This window comes from Burkholderia sp. BCC0419 (assembly GCF_902830285.1).
Taxonomy (GTDB): Bacteria; Pseudomonadota; Gammaproteobacteria; order Burkholderiales; family Burkholderiaceae; genus Burkholderia.
The window spans coordinates 55,278-69,659 of the sequence record NZ_CADESR010000016.1 but is presented as its reverse complement, the minus strand read 5'-3'; the positions used below and the strand labels follow the sequence as shown (position 1 = coordinate 69,659).

Sequence of the window (14,382 nt, the reverse complement as noted above, 5' to 3'; positions counted from 1 at the left end):
CCGGCGCACCGATTCGACACTGGCGGCCCGGCCCCGGCCGGGTCGCCGCACTCCGCCGGGCGACCGGCTTCCGGCGTCGCCCGCCCCGTCCTTCTCAGCGCTCCCCGATGACTCACCCGCCACCCTTCATCGCCGTCATTCCCGCCCGGCTCGCGTCGACGCGGCTCCCGAACAAGCCGCTCGCCGATCTCGGCGGCAAGCCGATGGTCGTGCGTGTCGCCGAGCGCGCGCGCGAGGCGGGCGCGCAGCAGGTGCTCGTCGCATCCGACGCGCAAAGCGTGCTCGACGCGGCACGCGACCACGGCTTCGAAGCGGTGCTCACGCGAGCCGACCATCCGTCCGGCACCGACCGGCTCGCGGAAGTCGCGGCGGCCTTCGGCTGGCGCGACGACACCGTCGTCGTCAACGTGCAGGGCGACGAGCCGCTGATCGACCCCGTGCTCGTGCGCGACGTAGCGTCGCACCTGGCCGCGCATCCGGCCTGCGCGATCGCGACCGCGGCCCATCCGATCCACGATGCGGCCGACGTGTTCAACCCGAACGTCGTGAAGGTCGCGCTCGACGCGCAGAGCGTCGCGCTGTACTTCTCGCGCGCGCCGATTCCGTGGAGCCGCGACGCCTACCAGCCGCACTGGCCCAACGTCGCAGCCATGCCAGCACCGGCTTTCCCGGTCTATCGGCACATCGGCCTCTATGCGTATCGCGCGCGTTTTCTGCGCACCTATCCGTCGCTCGCGCAGGCGCCGATCGAACAAGCCGAGCAGCTCGAACAGCTGCGCGCGCTGTGGCACGGCGAGCGCATCGCGGTGCTGATCACCGCGTCCGCGCCCGAAGCCGGCATCGACACGCCGGCCGATCTCGCGCGCGTGCAGGCCCTTTTTCAGCCGGGTTCAAAATAACCCGTGGCATAATCAGGCGATTGTGCGAGCCGTCCGCGACCAGCGCGTCCTCGCTTGACCCCACCCGTGGCCCTGCCGGCAGCCGCGCGTCGCCCAAGCCGACGCGCCGCATCAGACCGGTCCGCCGCGCGCCGGGCAAGCCCCGCGCCCGCTGTCGCCGACGCCTTTGTGTCTCGCCACACGAATCTACATACTTGGAGATATCACCATGCGTTTGATCCTGTTGGGCGCGCCCGGCGCGGGAAAGGGCACCCAGGCAAACTTCATCAAGGAAAAATTCGGGATTCCGCAAATCTCGACGGGCGACATGCTGCGCGCGGCCGTGAAGGCCGGCACGCCGCTCGGCGTCGAGGCGAAGGGCTACATGGACGCCGGCAAGCTCGTGCCGGACGCGCTGATCATCGGCCTCGTCAAGGAACGCCTGAAGGAATCCGACTGCGCGAACGGCTATCTGTTCGACGGCTTCCCGCGCACGATCGCGCAGGCTGACGCGATGAAGGAAGCCGGCGTCGCGATCGACTACGTGCTCGAGATCGACGTCCCGTTCTCGGAAATCATCGAGCGCATGAGCGGCCGCCGCACGCACCCGGCATCGGGGCGCACGTACCACGTCAAGTTCAACCCGCCGAAGGTCGAAGGTCACGACGACGTGACGGGCGAACCGCTGATCCAGCGCGACGACGACAAGGAAGAAACTGTCAAAAAGCGTCTCGAAGTGTACGAAGCGCAGACCAAGCCGCTGATCACGTACTACGGCGACTGGTCGCAGCGTGGCGAGGAAAACGGTCTGAAGGCGCCGCAGTATCGCAAGATCTCGGGCCTCGGCACCGTCGACGAAATCCGCGAGCGCGCGTTTGGCGCACTGAAGTAAGCAGCGCGTCGCGCACCCGCAAGCCGCCCGTTCCGGGCGGCTTTTTTTTCGCCTGCCGCGATTGGCGCGCGCAAGAAAAACGCCCGCGATGCGGGCGTTTTTTCCGTGTGCGAGCAGCGGTGCGCTGGCGACTCAATCCTCGCCGTCGCGCTGCATCCGCTGCCGCAATTCACTGACCTGCGACTCGACGACGGTCGCGTCTTCCGCCTCCGGCCGCTCGCCGAGATACTGCTCGAGATCCTCGAGCGCGGGACGCAGGTAGTCGAGCCGCGCATACGCGAAGCCGCGGTCGCGCACCTCGTCGAGCTGCTCGGGCAACAGGATCACGAGCCGCTGCTGCACCGCGAGCAGCCGCTGCCAGCGTTCCGTCTGCAGATAGATCGTCTTCAGGTTGCGCAGCATCCGCGCGATGATCTCGCGGCTCGTCGCGGGCTGCAGCAGCGCGCGCAACGCGCTGTCGACGGCGCCGGCGGCACGCGCGACGTACGGCTCGAGCATCTCGACCATCTCGGCTTCGGACAGCGAATGGCCGTTGGTCGGATCGATGATCAGGTCGCCGTCCGGCAGCGTCACGCGCAGCAGGAAATGGCCGGGGAACGAGACGCCGCGCGCCGGCACGCCGATCTGCTCGGCGAGCTCCAGGTACAGCACCGACAGCGAGATCGGGATCCCGCGCCGCCGTTTCAGCACGGCGTTCAGGTGGCTGTTATCGGGGTCGTAGTAATCGTTGTGATTGCACGCGAACCCAAGCTCGCGGAAGAAGAAGTCGGTCAGCGCGGCGACGCGGCCCTTCAGGTCCGTATCGTCGGCGAGCCGCCGGCGCAGCCGCGCCGCCAGCATGTCGAGTTCGGCCAGCGTGCCCTGCAGGTCGAGGTCGGGATACGCGTCCTGCGCCAGCGACAGCGCGGCTTCCGTGACGGGCAGACTGTCGTCGTCCGCCACGAGCGTGCTGAAGTAGTCGAGGACGCGGGTCATTGCGGTCGTCACTTGGCGCGCCTTCTGAAATAAGCGTATTTGAAGCCCATCACCCACAACATACCGAAATATAGTGCAGCAAACAGCACGAGGCACGCAGCCATCAGCGCAATGCGATCGAGCGGCTGCGCACGCATCCCGGTCCAGTCGAAACTGATCGCGCACCAGTGCATCAGGCCCGCGAGCACGAGCGCCGCGCCGACGAGCTGCACGAAGAAGCGCAGCCAGCCCGGCGACGGCTGGTAGATGCCGCGCTTGCGCAGCCCGAGGAACAGCAGCAGCGAATTCAGGCACGCGCCGACGCCGATGCTCAGCGTGAGGCCCGCAGCACCGAGCAGCGGCACGAACACGTAGTTCGAGAGCTGCGTGACGATGAGCACGCCGATCGCGATCTTCACCGGCGTCTTGATGTCCTGCTTCGCATAGAAGCCCGGCGCGAGGATCTTGATCAGGATGATGCCGACGAGGCCGATCCCGTAGGTCGCGAGCGCGCGCGCGACCATCGTGACGGTATGCGCGTCGAACTTGCCGTAGTTGAACAGCGTCGCGGTGAGCGGCGTCGCGAAGAAGAACAGCGCGAGCGCGCTCGGCGCCGCGAGCAGGAACGTGACGCGCAGCCCCCAGTCGAGCAGCGCCGAATATTCGTGCGAATCGGCGTCGACGTGCGCCTTCGACAGGCTCGGCAGCAGGATCGTGCCGAGCGCGACGCCGAGCAGCGCCGTCGGGAATTCCATCAGGCGGTCGGCGTAATTGATCCACGACACCGCCCCCTGCCCGAGCCGCGACGCGATGTTGGTGTTGATGATCAGCGACAATTGCGCGACGGACACCGCGAACGTCGCGGGCACCATCTTCGCGAGCACGCGCTTCACACCCGGATGACGCAGCGCGCGCAGCGGGTTGACGCCGATCAGCGGCACCATGTCGATCTTCTTCAGGCCCGGCAGCTGCACGAGAAACTGCAGCACGCCGCCGACGATGACGGCCCACGCGAGCGCGTAGACCGGCACCTTCAGGTGCGGCGCGACGAACACGGCCGCGGCGATGAACGCGACGTTGAGCAGCACCGGCGCGAACGCGGGCAGCGAGAAGCTCTTGTACGTGTTCAGCACGCCGGAGGCGAGCGTGGTCAGCGAAATGAACACGATGTACGGGAACATGATCCGCGTCATCGTGACCGCGAGCGGGAACGCCTGGCCGTCGCTGTGCAGGCCGGACGCGACCGCGAACACGACCCACGACGCGCCGGCGATGCCGACGACCGACAGCACGGCCAGCGCCCACGCGAGCACGGTGGACATCGCGTCGACGAGCGCCTTCGTCGCATCGTGCCCCTGCTGGTTCTTGAACTCGGCGAGGATCGGCACGAACGCCTGCGAGAACGCGCCTTCGGCGGACAGGCGGCGCAGCAGGTTCGGGATACGGAAGGCGACGTAGAACGCGTCGGTGTATTGACTGGCGCCGAACGCACGGGCGATCAGCGTCTCGCGGGCCAGTCCGGTCACGCGCGACAGCAGCGTGAAGCCGCTGACCGTCAGCAGGGCTCGGAATAGATTCATGGGGCGCTTATTATACGGACGTTGCGCGACGCGGCCACCGGCCGATGCCGAAAAGCGCACCCGCCGCCGGCGCCCCATCCGGCGGGCGTTACGTTGAACTTGCCACTCGCTTGATTTTGTTGTTATAATCGCCGGTTTCTGGGCTCGTACATGCACGGCAACTGCCGTTTTCATGTCCCGGCCTCGGTTAAACTCACCGTTTTTTTATGCGCCCCTGGGCAATCGTTCTCAGGGGACGGATCGAAAAGCAGCGCTTGGCCGTCAGGCTCCAAGCTCTGGAAACAGGACAGGATAAGGAACCGTCATGGCTAACTCCGCACAAGCACGCAAGCGCGCCCGCCAGGCCGCGAAGGCAAACTCGCACAACTCGGCGCTGCGCTCGAAATTCCGTACCGCGATCAAGTCGGTTCGCAAGGCTGTTGAAGCCGGCGACCAGGCAAAGGCTGCCGAGCTGTTCAAGGCTGCCGTGAAGACGATCGACACGATCGCCGACAAGAAGATCGTTCACAAGAACAAGGCCGCTCGCAGCAAGAGCCGCCTGGCCGCAGCCGTCAAAGGCGTGCAGGCAGCAGCGTAACTCCGGTGCGCCCGCTCGCGCGGGCGCTCCTGTTTCCTGCGATCGCAAAAAAGCCCGCCTAGGCGGGCTTTTTTGTTGCCTGTCGCCGGCGCATCATGCGCGGCAGCGGCATTTGCCCGGGCGGGCGCGGCACGCACCCTCGCCCGTCGGCATCACTCACTTCTTCGCGCTGTAATCCGGCAGTTCACACGCCTCGGTCACGACGAGGTTGTTGTCCTTCGCGAAATTCAGCACGAAATCGAAAGCCATCGGCTCGATGTCGCGCAACCGCGAATCGAGGATCACGCATTTCAGGTCGCCGAGCATCGTCGGGCGCACGTACAGCGAATACTTGAGACGCGCATTCGGCCCGCTCGCCCCCGGCCCGAAGCAGGCCATCACACCGGCCAGACGTTCCGACCAGTCGCTCGGGCGAAACTTTTTCCCGTCTTTCGTGATGCCCTGGATGAAAAATTCGGTCGGAGGGGTTTCAGCCATGTGGTTACCCAAGTGACGGCCCGGCGATGTCCAGGCAACGGCGCCTGGATACGCGAACACAAAGCTGGAGGGTCGGCGGCACGAGCCGATCGATATCCCGAAAACGGAGCGTCGATGCGCGCCGCCGGTGGACTGCACCGGATTTGTGCAGCGCACGGCTTGTGTCCGGCAGAGCGCGAAAAGCCTTGCCTGCCGGGCTGGAGAAAACTTTTGGATTATACCGCAGCGCGCCATCGCGCGTCGTCCCGACGCCTGCCTTCCCGCACCGCCAGCCGCGCGCGACGATCCTGTCCCGCGTCGCTCCACGGCTCGTCAAAGCACAGAAAATCCTTTATGCTGCTTTGAGTTATCCACACCCGACGGCGGCGCCGTCCGGCCTCGCTGCCGGGTGAAACCCGCCGTATTTCGTTTCATGACCGCCAAAACCATTCGTCACTACCTGCAGTTCAAGGATTTCTCGCTGGAAGACTACGAGTACGTGCTCGAACGCACGGGTATCCTGAAGCGCAAGTTCAAGAACTACGAGACCTACCACCCGCTGCACGACCGCACGCTCGCGATGATCTTCGAGAAGAGCTCGACGCGCACGCGCCTGTCGTTCGAGGCGGGGATCTTCCAGCTCGGCGGCCACGCCGTCTTCATGAGCACGCGCGACACGCAGCTCGGCCGCGGCGAACCCGTCGAGGATTCCGCGCAGGTCATCTCGCGGATGGTCGACATCATCATGATCCGGACGTTCGAGCAGGACGTGATCACTCGCTTCGCGCAGAACTCCCGCGTGCCGGTGATCAACGGCCTGACCAACGACTACCACCCGTGCCAGGTGCTCGCGGACATCTTCACGTACTACGAACACCGCGGCCCGATCGCCGGCAAGACCGTCGCGTGGGTCGGCGACGCGAACAACATGCTCTACACGTGGATCGAAGCCGCGCAGATCCTCGGCTTCAAGCTGCGCCTGTCGACGCCGCCCGGCTATGCGCTCGACATGAAGCTCGTGTCGCCCGACAGCGCGCCGTTCTACGAGGTGTTCGACGATCCGAACGAAGCGTGCAAGGGCGCCGATCTCGTGACGACCGACGTGTGGACGAGCATGGGGTTCGAAGCCGAGAACGAAGCACGCATGCAGGCGTTTGCCGACTGGTGCGTCGACGAGGAAATGATGGGCCACGCGAATCCGGACGCCCTCTTCATGCACTGCCTGCCCGCGCACCGCGGCGAGGAAGTGACGGCCGGCGTGATCGACGGCCCGCAGAGCGTCGTGTGGGACGAGGCGGAAAACCGCCTGCACGTGCAGAAGGCGCTGATGGAGTTCCTGCTGCTCGGTCGCCTCAAGCACTGACGCGCCGCAACGCACCCGCGTAAAAAAGCGCCGGTCGAACGATCGGCGCTTTTCGTTTGGATGCGCCGAAACCGGCGTGCGCGCTGCGTTACAGGCAGACCGGCTCCGCCTCCAGCTCGACGCCGAACCGCGCGCGCACGTCAGCCTGGATCGCCCGCGCCAGCGCAAGCACCTCGGCGCCCGTCGCGCCGCCGCGATTGACGAGCACGAGCGCCTGGCGGTCGTGCACGGCCGCCGCGCCCAGCGCGCGCCCCTTCCAGCCGCAGCGGTCGATCAACCAGCCGGCCGCGAGCTTCACGTGCCCATCCGGCTGCGGATACGACACGACATCCGGCGCGCGGGCGCGCAGCGCCTCGAACTGCGCGGCGTCGATCACCGGATTCTTGAAGAAACTGCCCGCATTGCCGAGCACCAGCGGATCGGGCAGCTTCGCGCGGCGGATCGCGACGACCGCATCGAACACGTCGCGCGGCGTCGCCGCATCGGCCGCGATGCCGCGTGCATCGAGCTCGCGCGTGACGTCCGCGTAGCCGAGCCGCGGCGTCCATTGCTTCGGCAGCCGGAACGTCACCGCGACGATCGCGAACCGGCCGCGCCCTTCCCGCTTGAAGAAACTGTCGCGATAGCCGAACGCGCAGCGCGCGGCGTCGAAACGCTCGCGGCGCCCCGTCGCCAGCTCGACCGCGACCAGCGAATCGAAATACGCCTTCATCTCGAGGCCGTACGCGCCGATGTTCTGGATCGGCGCGGCGCCGACGGTGCCCGGGATCAGCGCGAGATTCTCGAGGCCCGGCATCCCGTGCTCGAGCGTCCACGCGACGAACGCGTGCCAGTTCTCGCCGCCGCCGGCCTCGACGTACCACGCGTCGTCGTCCTCGCGCACGACGCGGCGGCCGGCGATCTCGTCGAGCAGCACGACGCCGTCGAAATCGCGCGTGAACACGATATTGCTGCCGCCGCCGAGCACGAGCTGCGGCAGGCTCGCGACCCGCGGGTCGCGATGCAGCGCCTCGAACTGCGCCGCCTGCGTGATGCGCGCGGCGAAGCGCGCGCGCGCGGCGATGCCGAACGTGTTGTGCGCGGCGAGCGGATGGTCGGGAAGCAGCGACAGGGCGGAATCGTCAGGAGGCATCGGCATTCGCGGTCACGTCAGCCCGGGCGGCGCATGGCCGGCCTTGGGCAAACGGAAGGGCATCGGTAAAATGGCAAACAGTCCGCAATTATAGCGAGTGCCCGCGCGCGAGCCGGGTGCCCGCATCTCAAGGGAGAATGCCATGCCATCGTTCGACGTCGTTTCCGAAGCGAACATGATCGAAGTGAAGAACGCCATCGAGCAGTCGAACAAGGAAATTTCGACGCGCTTCGACTTCAAGGGCTCCGACGCACGCGTCGAGCAGAAGGAACGCGAGCTGACGCTGTTCGCCGACGACGATTTCAAGCTCGGCCAGGTCAAGGACGTGCTGATCGGCAAGCTGGCCAAGCGCAACGTCGACGTGCGCTTCCTCGACTACGGCAAGGTCGAGAAGATCGGCGGCGACAAGGTCAAGCAGATCGTCACCGTGAAGAAAGGCGTGACGGGCGACCTCGCGAAGAAGATCGTGCGCCTCGTGAAGGACAGCAAGATCAAGGTGCAGGCGAGCATCCAGGGCGACGCGGTGCGCATCTCGGGCACGAAGCGCGACGACCTGCAAAGCACGATCGCGATGCTGCGCAAGGACGTGACCGACACGCCGCTCGACTTCAACAACTTCCGCGACTGACCGGCCGCCGGCCCGTCGCGTCATCCGGCCGGGCCCCGCCTATGCGGCGCGCCCGGCGCGCGGCAAGCGCCGCGCTTTCTCAGGCTTTCCCGCCGTCCTGCGCGCCGCCGTCCGCGGCCGCCTTCTTCTTGTCGCCGATCCGGCTCTCCTGCCCCGCGAGCAGCTTCGAAATGTTGCCGCGGTGCCGCCACACGAGCAGCACGCTCATCGCGAGCACGGCCCATGCGACCGGGTTATGGCCGGTGCCGAACAGGAACACGTCGAACACCGGCGCGAACACGGCCGCCACCAGCGCCGCGAGCGACGAATAGCGGAAGAAGAACGCGACGATCAGCCAGGTCAGCGCGGTCGCGAGCCCGAGCACGGGGTGCACGGCGAGCAGCACGCCGGCCGCGGTCGCGACGCCCTTGCCGCCCTGGAAGCGGAAGAACACCGGGTACAGGTGGCCGAGGAACACGGCGATCGCGACCCACGCGACCGCGACCTCGGGCAGGCCGAAGTGCCGGGCGAGCCAGACGGCGATCCAGCCCTTGAATGCGTCACCGACGAGCGTCAGGATCGCGGCCTTCTTGTTGCCGCTGCGCAGCACGTTGGTCGCGCCGGGATTCTTCGACCCGTACGAACGCGGGTCGGCCAGGCCCATCGTGGCGCTGACGACGACGGCGAACGACACCGAACCGATCAGGTAGGCAACGAGGGCGGCGAGCAGGATCTGCATGCGGGGAACTCTTCTTTCAACGTATCGGGAAAGGGACGGCCGTGCGCGGCAAGCCGGCAAGCCGAAACGGCGCCCATTCTACCGAACGGGCGCGGACTGCCACGAAGGTGAAACCCTCAGTCGACACTCGCGCACTGCACCGGCTGCGCGCCGAGCAGCGACGTGAGCACCGCCGGCGCGAGGCTGACAAGGTAGCCGCGCCGGCCGCCGTTCAGGTAGATCGTCGGCAATTCGAGGATCGTCGCCTCGACGTAGACGGGCATCGCCTTGCGTGTGCCGAACGGCGACGTGCCGCCGACGAGATAGCCCGAATGGCGGTTCGCGACCTCGGGCTTGCACGGCTCGACACGCTTCGCGCCGATCTGCCGCGCGAGATTCTTCGTCGACACGGTGCGGTCGCCGTGCATCAGCACGATCAGCGGCTTCGCGTGTTCGTCTTCCATCACGAGCGTCTTCACGACGCTGTGCTCGTCGACGCCGAGCTGGCGCGCCGATTCGCCGGTGCCGCCGTGCTCGACGTATTCGTACGGATGCTCGCCGAAGGCGACACCATGACGGCGCAGCAACTGGGTCGCGGGGGTTTCGGACACGTGTCTGGATTTGCTCATGGCGGCATTTTAATGGCGAACGATCAACGGAGAGCAATGGCGTGCCCGCGCCGACGGTATACTCGCGGCCCGTTTTTCCCCCGGGTGGCCCGCCGCATCGCGACGACGATTGCGCTCATCATCGTTGCGAACATCGCGAAGCGCTATTGCCCGATTGGCCGATTGTGGCGCGCGCGCCGTCATGGCACGATCGTTCGCAAATATCGTCGGCCGCCGCCGGCCCCTCATCTGGAGACGCCATGTCCTCGCCCCCCCGTTCATCCGAATCGCTCGACGTCGATGCGCTGCTCGCCGCGCTGCCGCGTCGCATCGCCGACGTGCCCGCGCACCGGGCCGCGCAGTCGCCCGCGCATCCGGCGCTGATCGAGGATGCGCGCCGCCTGTCGTACGGCGATCTGGCGCAGGCCGTGGACGCCGCGGCCGCGCGGCTGGCGAGCCTCGGCGTGCAAGGCGGCGACCGCGTGATGATCGTCGCGGAAAACTGCGTCGCGCAGATCGTGCTGCTGTTCGCGGCCGCCCGCATCGACGCATGGGCGCTCGTGTCGAACGCGCGGCTGTCGGCCGCCGAGCTCGACGCGATCGCCGCGCACGCGCGCCCGAAGCTGATCGCGTTCACGACCGACGCATCGGCCGACGCGCGCGCCCATGCCGAGCGGCTCGGCGCCACGCCCGCCGGTGCGCTGCCGATCGACATCGGCGCGTGGTCGTATCGGGTCGATGCGAGCGCCCCCGCCGAACCGGTGGCCGCCGACGGCGCCGAGCAATGCGCGGCGCTGATCTACACGACGGGCACGACCGGTACGCCGAAAGGCGTGATGCTGTCGCACCGCAACCTGCTGTTCATCGCGGCGACGTCGAGCACGCTGCGCCGCGTGTCGCCCGACGACGTCGTCTACACGGTGCTGCCCGTGTCGCACGTGTACGGGCTCGCATCGGTGTGCCTCGGCAGCCTGTACGCGGGCGCGACGCTGCGGCTCGCGCCGCGCTTCGCGCCGGAAGCCGTCCGCGTCGCGCTCGCCGACGAAGGTGTCACGATCTTCCAGGGTGTGCCGGCGATGCACGCGAAGCTGCTCGAACATCTGCACACGCACGGCCACGCATGGCGCGCGCCGCGGCTGCGTTTCGCGTATTCGGGCGGCTCGCCGCTCGATGCGAACCTGAAGGCCCGCGTCGAGCGCCTGTACGGCGTGCCGCTGCACAACGGCTACGGGATGACCGAAAGCAGCCCGACGATCACGCAGACGCCGCTCGACGCGCCGCGCACGGACAGCTCGGTCGGCGTGCCGATTCCCGGCGTCGACATGCGGATCGTCGCGCCGGACGGCACCGACGTGCCGCCGGGCGAAGTCGGCGAGATCCGTGTGCGCGGGCCGAACGTGATGCTCGGCTACTACCGCAACGCGGACGCGACGCGCGCGGCCGTGTCGCCGGACGGCTGGCTGAGCACCGGCGATCTCGCGCGGCAGGAAGCGGACGGCGCGGTGACGATCGCGGGCCGCAGCAAGGAGCTGATCATCCGCTCGGGCTTCAACGTGTATCCGGTCGAGGTCGAGCAGGTGCTGAACGCGCACCCGGACGTCGTGCAGGCGGCCGTGATCGGCCGCGCCATCGAAGGCAACGAGGAAGTGCTCGCGTTCGTCGAGCTGGTGCCGGGCGCGGCGGCGGACGAGGCGGCATTGCATGCATGGTGCGCGGATCGGCTCACGGCTTACAAACGCCCCGCGCGCATCCGCGTGCTCGATGCACTGCCGGCCGCGTCGACCGGCAAGGTGCTCAAGCACAGGCTGCGCGAACTGGTCTGACGCGGGCGCCGCGCGCCGGAGCCCGCATCCGCGCCCGCGCTGCGCCGCGCCGCATGCACGCGTCGCGCGTCAGCCGCGCGGGTGGTGCTGCGCGTGCAGCGTCTTGAGCCGTTCGCGCGCGACGTGCGTATAGATCTGCGTGGTCGAGATGTCGCTGTGGCCGAGCAGCAACTGCACGACACGCAGGTCGGCGCCGTGGTTCAGCAGGTGCGTCGCGAATGCGTGCCGCAGCGTGTGCGGCGACAGGTGCGCGCGCACGTCGGCCTGCTGCGCGTGACGCTTGATGATGTTCCAGAACTGCTGGCGCGTCATCCCGTCGCCGCGCGCGGTCACGAACAGCGCGTCGGCCGCGCGCGCGCCGAGCAGCGCCGGCCGCGCATCGCGCAGGTAGCGTTCGATCCAGCCGTGCGCAACTTCGCCGAACGGCACGAGCCGCTCCTTCGAACCCTTGCCCATCACGCGCACGACGCCTTCGTTGAGGCCGACCTCGACCGTCTTCAGCGTCACGAGCTCGCTCACGCGCAGTCCGCTCGCGTACATCAGCTCGAGCATCGTGCGATCGCGCAGGCCGAGCGGCGTGCCGATGTCGGGCGCGCCGAGCAGCGCCTCGACCTGCGCCTCGGACAGCGTCGACGGAAACCGGGTCGCCTGTTTCGCGGACGTGATCCGCAGCGTCGGGTCGGCGCTCGCGCGATGCTCGCGCACGGCCCAGCCGTAATAGCGGCGAAACACGGACAGCCGCCTATTCGACGACGTCGCCTTGCCGTCGCTGCGCGCGGCGATATAGCCCGTCACCATCGCCTCGTCGGCCGAGTCGAGCGATGCATCGTGCGTCGCGGCCAGCCATTGGGAAAACAGCGCCAGGTCGCGCCGGTACGCATCGAGCGTGTTGCGCGCGAGCCCGTGTTCGAGCCACAGCGCATCGCAGAACACGTCGATCGACGCGCGGCTCGCGAGCAGCGCGGGCGATGCCGCGACGGTGTTGTCGTCGGCTTCGGGGTTCATCAAAGGTTCGCTCATCGGTACGGCACACCCTCATGCGCCAGCAGCCAGCGCTTCACTTGCTGGTAATAGCCGTTGTCGTCGTGATTCGCGAACCCGCCGAGGCCGCCCGCCGCGACGACGCGATGACACGGGATCACGAGCGGGAAGTAGTTCGCGCCGCACGCCTGGCCGACCGCGCGCGGCGCGCTGCCGATCCGCTTCGCGACCTGGCCGTAGGTCAGCACCGTACCGGGCGGGATGTCGCTGATCACGTCCCACACGCGGTGCTGGAATGCGCTGCCAACGTCGGCGAGCGGCAGGTCGAAGCGTGCAGACGCACGCTCGAAATAACGTTCGATCTGCTCGACCGCGCGCTTCGCGAGCGCCGAATCCGGATCGACCGACTTCATCGATTCGGGCAGATAGACGATCTCGCGCACCACCGCGGCATCCGTGCGGATGCCGACCTTGCCGAACGGCGCGTCGATGACTGCGTTGAACATTGCCTTCTCCTGACCGGGGGGATGCGCGCGGCCCTGCCCGCGCGCCGACGACACTTTACGCCGCCTTCACGCGGCTCGCAGCGCCCATTCGACATGCTCGCGCACGACCGGCGACGGATCGTCGGCCCGTGCGCGCAGCGCGGCGACGATCGCGTCGCGCGCCGGCGGGTCGAGCCGGTCCGCGCCGGCGCGCAGCGCATTGCCGAGCCCGACCGCGAGATTGCGCAGCCAGCTTTCGTAGCCGATGCGGCGGATCGCGCTGCCCTGCATCCGCGTATCGAACGTGTCGGCATCCCACGCGAACAGCTCGACGAGCGTCGCGCGGTCGAGGCCGTGCCGCACGTCGAAATCGGCGACGGGCGCGGCCTGCGCGAACTTGTTCCACGGGCACACGAGCTGGCAGTCGTCGCAGCCGTACACGCGATTGCCGATCATCGGCCGCAGCGGCTCGGGGATGCTGCCTTTCAGTTCGATCGTCAGGTACGAGATGCAGCGGCGCGCATCGACGCGGTACGGCTCGACGATCGCGCCGGTCGGGCACGCGTCGATGCAGCGCGTGCAGCTGCCGCAATGCGCGCCGGGTGCTTCGGGCGCGGTGTCGGGCGACGTGTGCGCGTCGGTCGGCAGCGGCAGGTCGACGTAGATCTCGCCGAGAAAGAACAGCGAGCCGGCATCGCGCTGCAGCAGCAGCGTGTGCTTGCCGCGCCAGCCAACCCCGGCCTTCTGCGCGAGCTCGACTTCGAGCACGGGCGCCGAATCGGTGAACACGCGGTAGCCGAACCCGCCGATCTCGTGCTCGATACGCTCCGCGAGCGTCTGCAGCCGGTTGCGCAGCACCTTGTGATAATCGCGGCCGCGCGCATAGATCGACACGACGGCCGCCTGCGGATCGTCGAGCCGCGCCCGTTCGCGCGCGCGCCAGTCGTGCGGCGCGAGCGCACCGGGCCCGCCACCGGGCGCCTCGTCAGCGAGCGTCTGGGCCGGCAAATAGGCGAGCCGCACGGAGATCACGCGTCGCGTACCGGCCACAAGTTCGGCCGGCCGCGCGCGTTTCATCCCATGTTTCGCCATATAATCCATTTCGCCGTGGTATCCGGCTTCCAGCCAGGCGGCGAGGCCCGCTTCGGCATCCGAGAGATCGGTATCGCTGATGCCGATCGCCCCGAAACCCAATTCGCGCCCCCACGCCCTGATGCGAGCGGCGAGCGCAGTCAACGCCGCATCGTCGAGCGCGCACGGCGCCGCGCCTTCGTCACGAGTCGAAGGCCTGTCGGATGCGGCGCGTTCCGGTAGTCGGTTCATCGCAC

Annotated in this window: 15 protein-coding genes; 6 read left to right on the top strand and 9 right to left on the bottom strand. The window is 67.9% G+C overall.

Translation table 11 applies throughout. The annotated features are described in order from the left end of the window. Positions 1 to 107 precede the first annotated feature (107 nt). Together kdsB and adk are read left to right on the top strand one after the other, a co-directional pair. The gene (gene kdsB / locus HWW87_RS36255; protein WP_174433792.1) at positions 108 to 899 is read left to right on the top strand and encodes a 3-deoxy-manno-octulosonate cytidylyltransferase; all 792 of its coding nucleotides are present in this window, start codon (positions 108 to 110) and stop codon (positions 897 to 899) included. Positions 900 to 1,107: 208 nt separating this feature from the next. Continuing rightward, positions 1,108 to 1,770 (top strand): adenylate kinase, encoded by a 663-nt coding sequence (gene adk / locus HWW87_RS36250; RefSeq protein WP_175824292.1) that lies wholly within the window; start codon positions 1,108 to 1,110, stop codon positions 1,768 to 1,770. A 132-nt stretch (positions 1,771 to 1,902) separates the two neighbouring features. Here the strand turns inward: adk and HWW87_RS36245 are convergent, their stop codons facing one another. Then, a complete protein-coding gene (locus HWW87_RS36245) occupies positions 1,903 to 2,745 on the bottom strand; it encodes a SirB1 family protein (protein ID WP_174390096.1) in 843 nt (280 codons plus the stop codon). Between the two features lie 8 nt (positions 2,746 to 2,753). Continuing rightward, positions 2,754 to 4,304, bottom strand: coding sequence for a murein biosynthesis integral membrane protein MurJ (gene murJ, locus HWW87_RS36240; protein ID WP_174390097.1), 1,551 nt, complete (start codon positions 4,302 to 4,304; stop codon positions 2,754 to 2,756). A 304-nt stretch (positions 4,305 to 4,608) separates the two neighbouring features. Between murJ and rpsT the strand changes: the two genes are divergently transcribed. Then, a complete protein-coding gene (gene rpsT / locus HWW87_RS36235) occupies positions 4,609 to 4,881 on the top strand; it encodes a 30S ribosomal protein S20 (protein WP_121859527.1) in 273 nt (90 codons plus the stop codon). 156 nt (positions 4,882 to 5,037) lie between these two features. On the opposite strand, the gene HWW87_RS36230 is transcribed toward rpsT, so the two are convergent. Further along, entirely contained in the window at positions 5,038 to 5,358 is a 321-nt protein-coding gene (locus HWW87_RS36230) for a DUF3579 domain-containing protein (RefSeq protein ID WP_048245154.1), read from the bottom strand. Positions 5,359 to 5,770: 412 nt separating this feature from the next. Between HWW87_RS36230 and argF the strand changes: the two genes are divergently transcribed. Beyond that, a complete protein-coding gene (argF, locus tag HWW87_RS36225) occupies positions 5,771 to 6,700 on the top strand; it encodes an ornithine carbamoyltransferase (RefSeq protein ID WP_174433794.1) in 930 nt (309 codons plus the stop codon). 88 nt (positions 6,701 to 6,788) lie between these two features. Here the strand turns inward: argF and murB are convergent, their stop codons facing one another. Continuing rightward, on the bottom strand, positions 6,789 to 7,838 hold the full coding sequence (gene murB / locus HWW87_RS36220; RefSeq protein WP_175824290.1) for a UDP-N-acetylmuramate dehydrogenase: 1,050 nt from the start codon (positions 7,836 to 7,838) through the stop codon (positions 6,789 to 6,791). Between the two features lie 136 nt (positions 7,839 to 7,974). On the opposite strand from murB, the gene HWW87_RS36215 reads away from it, so the two are divergent. Beyond that, positions 7,975 to 8,460 carry a YajQ family cyclic di-GMP-binding protein gene (locus HWW87_RS36215; protein WP_006482217.1) on the top strand — a complete coding sequence of 162 codons (486 nt, stop codon included), beginning with the start codon at positions 7,975 to 7,977 and terminating at the stop codon, positions 8,458 to 8,460. Positions 8,461 to 8,539: 79 nt separating this feature from the next. On the opposite strand, the gene plsY is transcribed toward HWW87_RS36215, so the two are convergent. Beyond that, positions 8,540 to 9,178, bottom strand: a complete 639-nt coding sequence (plsY, locus tag HWW87_RS36210) for a glycerol-3-phosphate 1-O-acyltransferase PlsY (protein WP_175824289.1) — start codon at positions 9,176 to 9,178, stop codon at positions 8,540 to 8,542. Positions 9,179 to 9,294: 116 nt separating this feature from the next. Further along, positions 9,295 to 9,786, bottom strand: coding sequence for a Cys-tRNA(Pro) deacylase (gene ybaK / locus HWW87_RS36205; protein ID WP_175824288.1), 492 nt, complete (start codon positions 9,784 to 9,786; stop codon positions 9,295 to 9,297). 239 nt (positions 9,787 to 10,025) lie between these two features. Between ybaK and HWW87_RS36200 the strand changes: the two genes are divergently transcribed. Next, entirely contained in the window at positions 10,026 to 11,588 is a 1,563-nt protein-coding gene (locus tag HWW87_RS36200; RefSeq protein ID WP_175824287.1) for an AMP-binding protein, read from the top strand. 69 nt (positions 11,589 to 11,657) lie between these two features. On the opposite strand, the gene xerD is transcribed toward HWW87_RS36200, so the two are convergent. The 3 genes from xerD to queG form a co-directional block, all read right to left on the bottom strand. Beyond that, positions 11,658 to 12,608: a site-specific tyrosine recombinase XerD gene (xerD, locus tag HWW87_RS36195; protein ID WP_175824286.1), complete on the bottom strand. Its 951-nt coding sequence runs from the start codon at positions 12,606 to 12,608 to the stop codon at positions 11,658 to 11,660. After that, positions 12,605 to 13,075 (bottom strand): methylated-DNA--[protein]-cysteine S-methyltransferase, encoded by a 471-nt coding sequence (locus HWW87_RS36190; protein WP_175824285.1) that lies wholly within the window; start codon positions 13,073 to 13,075, stop codon positions 12,605 to 12,607. The genes xerD and HWW87_RS36190 overlap by 4 nt, the downstream gene beginning before the upstream one ends. Before the next feature lie 66 nt (positions 13,076 to 13,141). After that, positions 13,142 to 14,377 carry a tRNA epoxyqueuosine(34) reductase QueG gene (queG, locus tag HWW87_RS36185; RefSeq protein WP_175824284.1) on the bottom strand — a complete coding sequence of 412 codons (1,236 nt, stop codon included), beginning with the start codon at positions 14,375 to 14,377 and terminating at the stop codon, positions 13,142 to 13,144. Positions 14,378 to 14,382 lie beyond the last annotated feature (5 nt).

Bases quoted from the DNA above. Each gene is read 5' to 3' on its own strand.
- HWW87_RS36190 (WP_175824285.1), bottom strand. From the start codon at position 13,075: ATGTTCAACGCAGTCATCGACGCGCCGTTCGGCAAGGTCGGCATCCGC.
- adk (WP_175824292.1), top strand. From the start codon at position 1,108: ATGCGTTTGATCCTGTTGGGCGCGCCCGGCGCGGGAAAGGGCACCCAG.
- ybaK (WP_175824288.1), bottom strand. From the start codon at position 9,786: ATGAGCAAATCCAGACACGTGTCCGAAACCCCCGCGACCCAGTTGCTG.
- rpsT (WP_121859527.1), top strand. From the start codon at position 4,609: ATGGCTAACTCCGCACAAGCACGCAAGCGCGCCCGCCAGGCCGCGAAG.
- HWW87_RS36230 (WP_048245154.1), bottom strand. From the start codon at position 5,358: ATGGCTGAAACCCCTCCGACCGAATTTTTCATCCAGGGCATCACGAAA.
- HWW87_RS36245 (WP_174390096.1), bottom strand. From the start codon at position 2,745: ATGACCCGCGTCCTCGACTACTTCAGCACGCTCGTGGCGGACGACGAC.
- plsY (WP_175824289.1), bottom strand. From the start codon at position 9,178: ATGCAGATCCTGCTCGCCGCCCTCGTTGCCTACCTGATCGGTTCGGTG.
- xerD (WP_175824286.1), bottom strand. From the start codon at position 12,608: ATGAGCGAACCTTTGATGAACCCCGAAGCCGACGACAACACCGTCGCG.
- kdsB (WP_174433792.1), top strand. From the start codon at position 108: ATGACTCACCCGCCACCCTTCATCGCCGTCATTCCCGCCCGGCTCGCG.
- HWW87_RS36200 (WP_175824287.1), top strand. From the start codon at position 10,026: ATGTCCTCGCCCCCCCGTTCATCCGAATCGCTCGACGTCGATGCGCTG.
- queG (WP_175824284.1), bottom strand. From the start codon at position 14,377: ATGAACCGACTACCGGAACGCGCCGCATCCGACAGGCCTTCGACTCGT.
- murJ (WP_174390097.1), bottom strand. From the start codon at position 4,304: ATGAATCTATTCCGAGCCCTGCTGACGGTCAGCGGCTTCACGCTGCTG.
- HWW87_RS36215 (WP_006482217.1), top strand. From the start codon at position 7,975: ATGCCATCGTTCGACGTCGTTTCCGAAGCGAACATGATCGAAGTGAAG.
- argF (WP_174433794.1), top strand. From the start codon at position 5,771: ATGACCGCCAAAACCATTCGTCACTACCTGCAGTTCAAGGATTTCTCG.
- murB (WP_175824290.1), bottom strand. From the start codon at position 7,838: ATGCCGATGCCTCCTGACGATTCCGCCCTGTCGCTGCTTCCCGACCAT.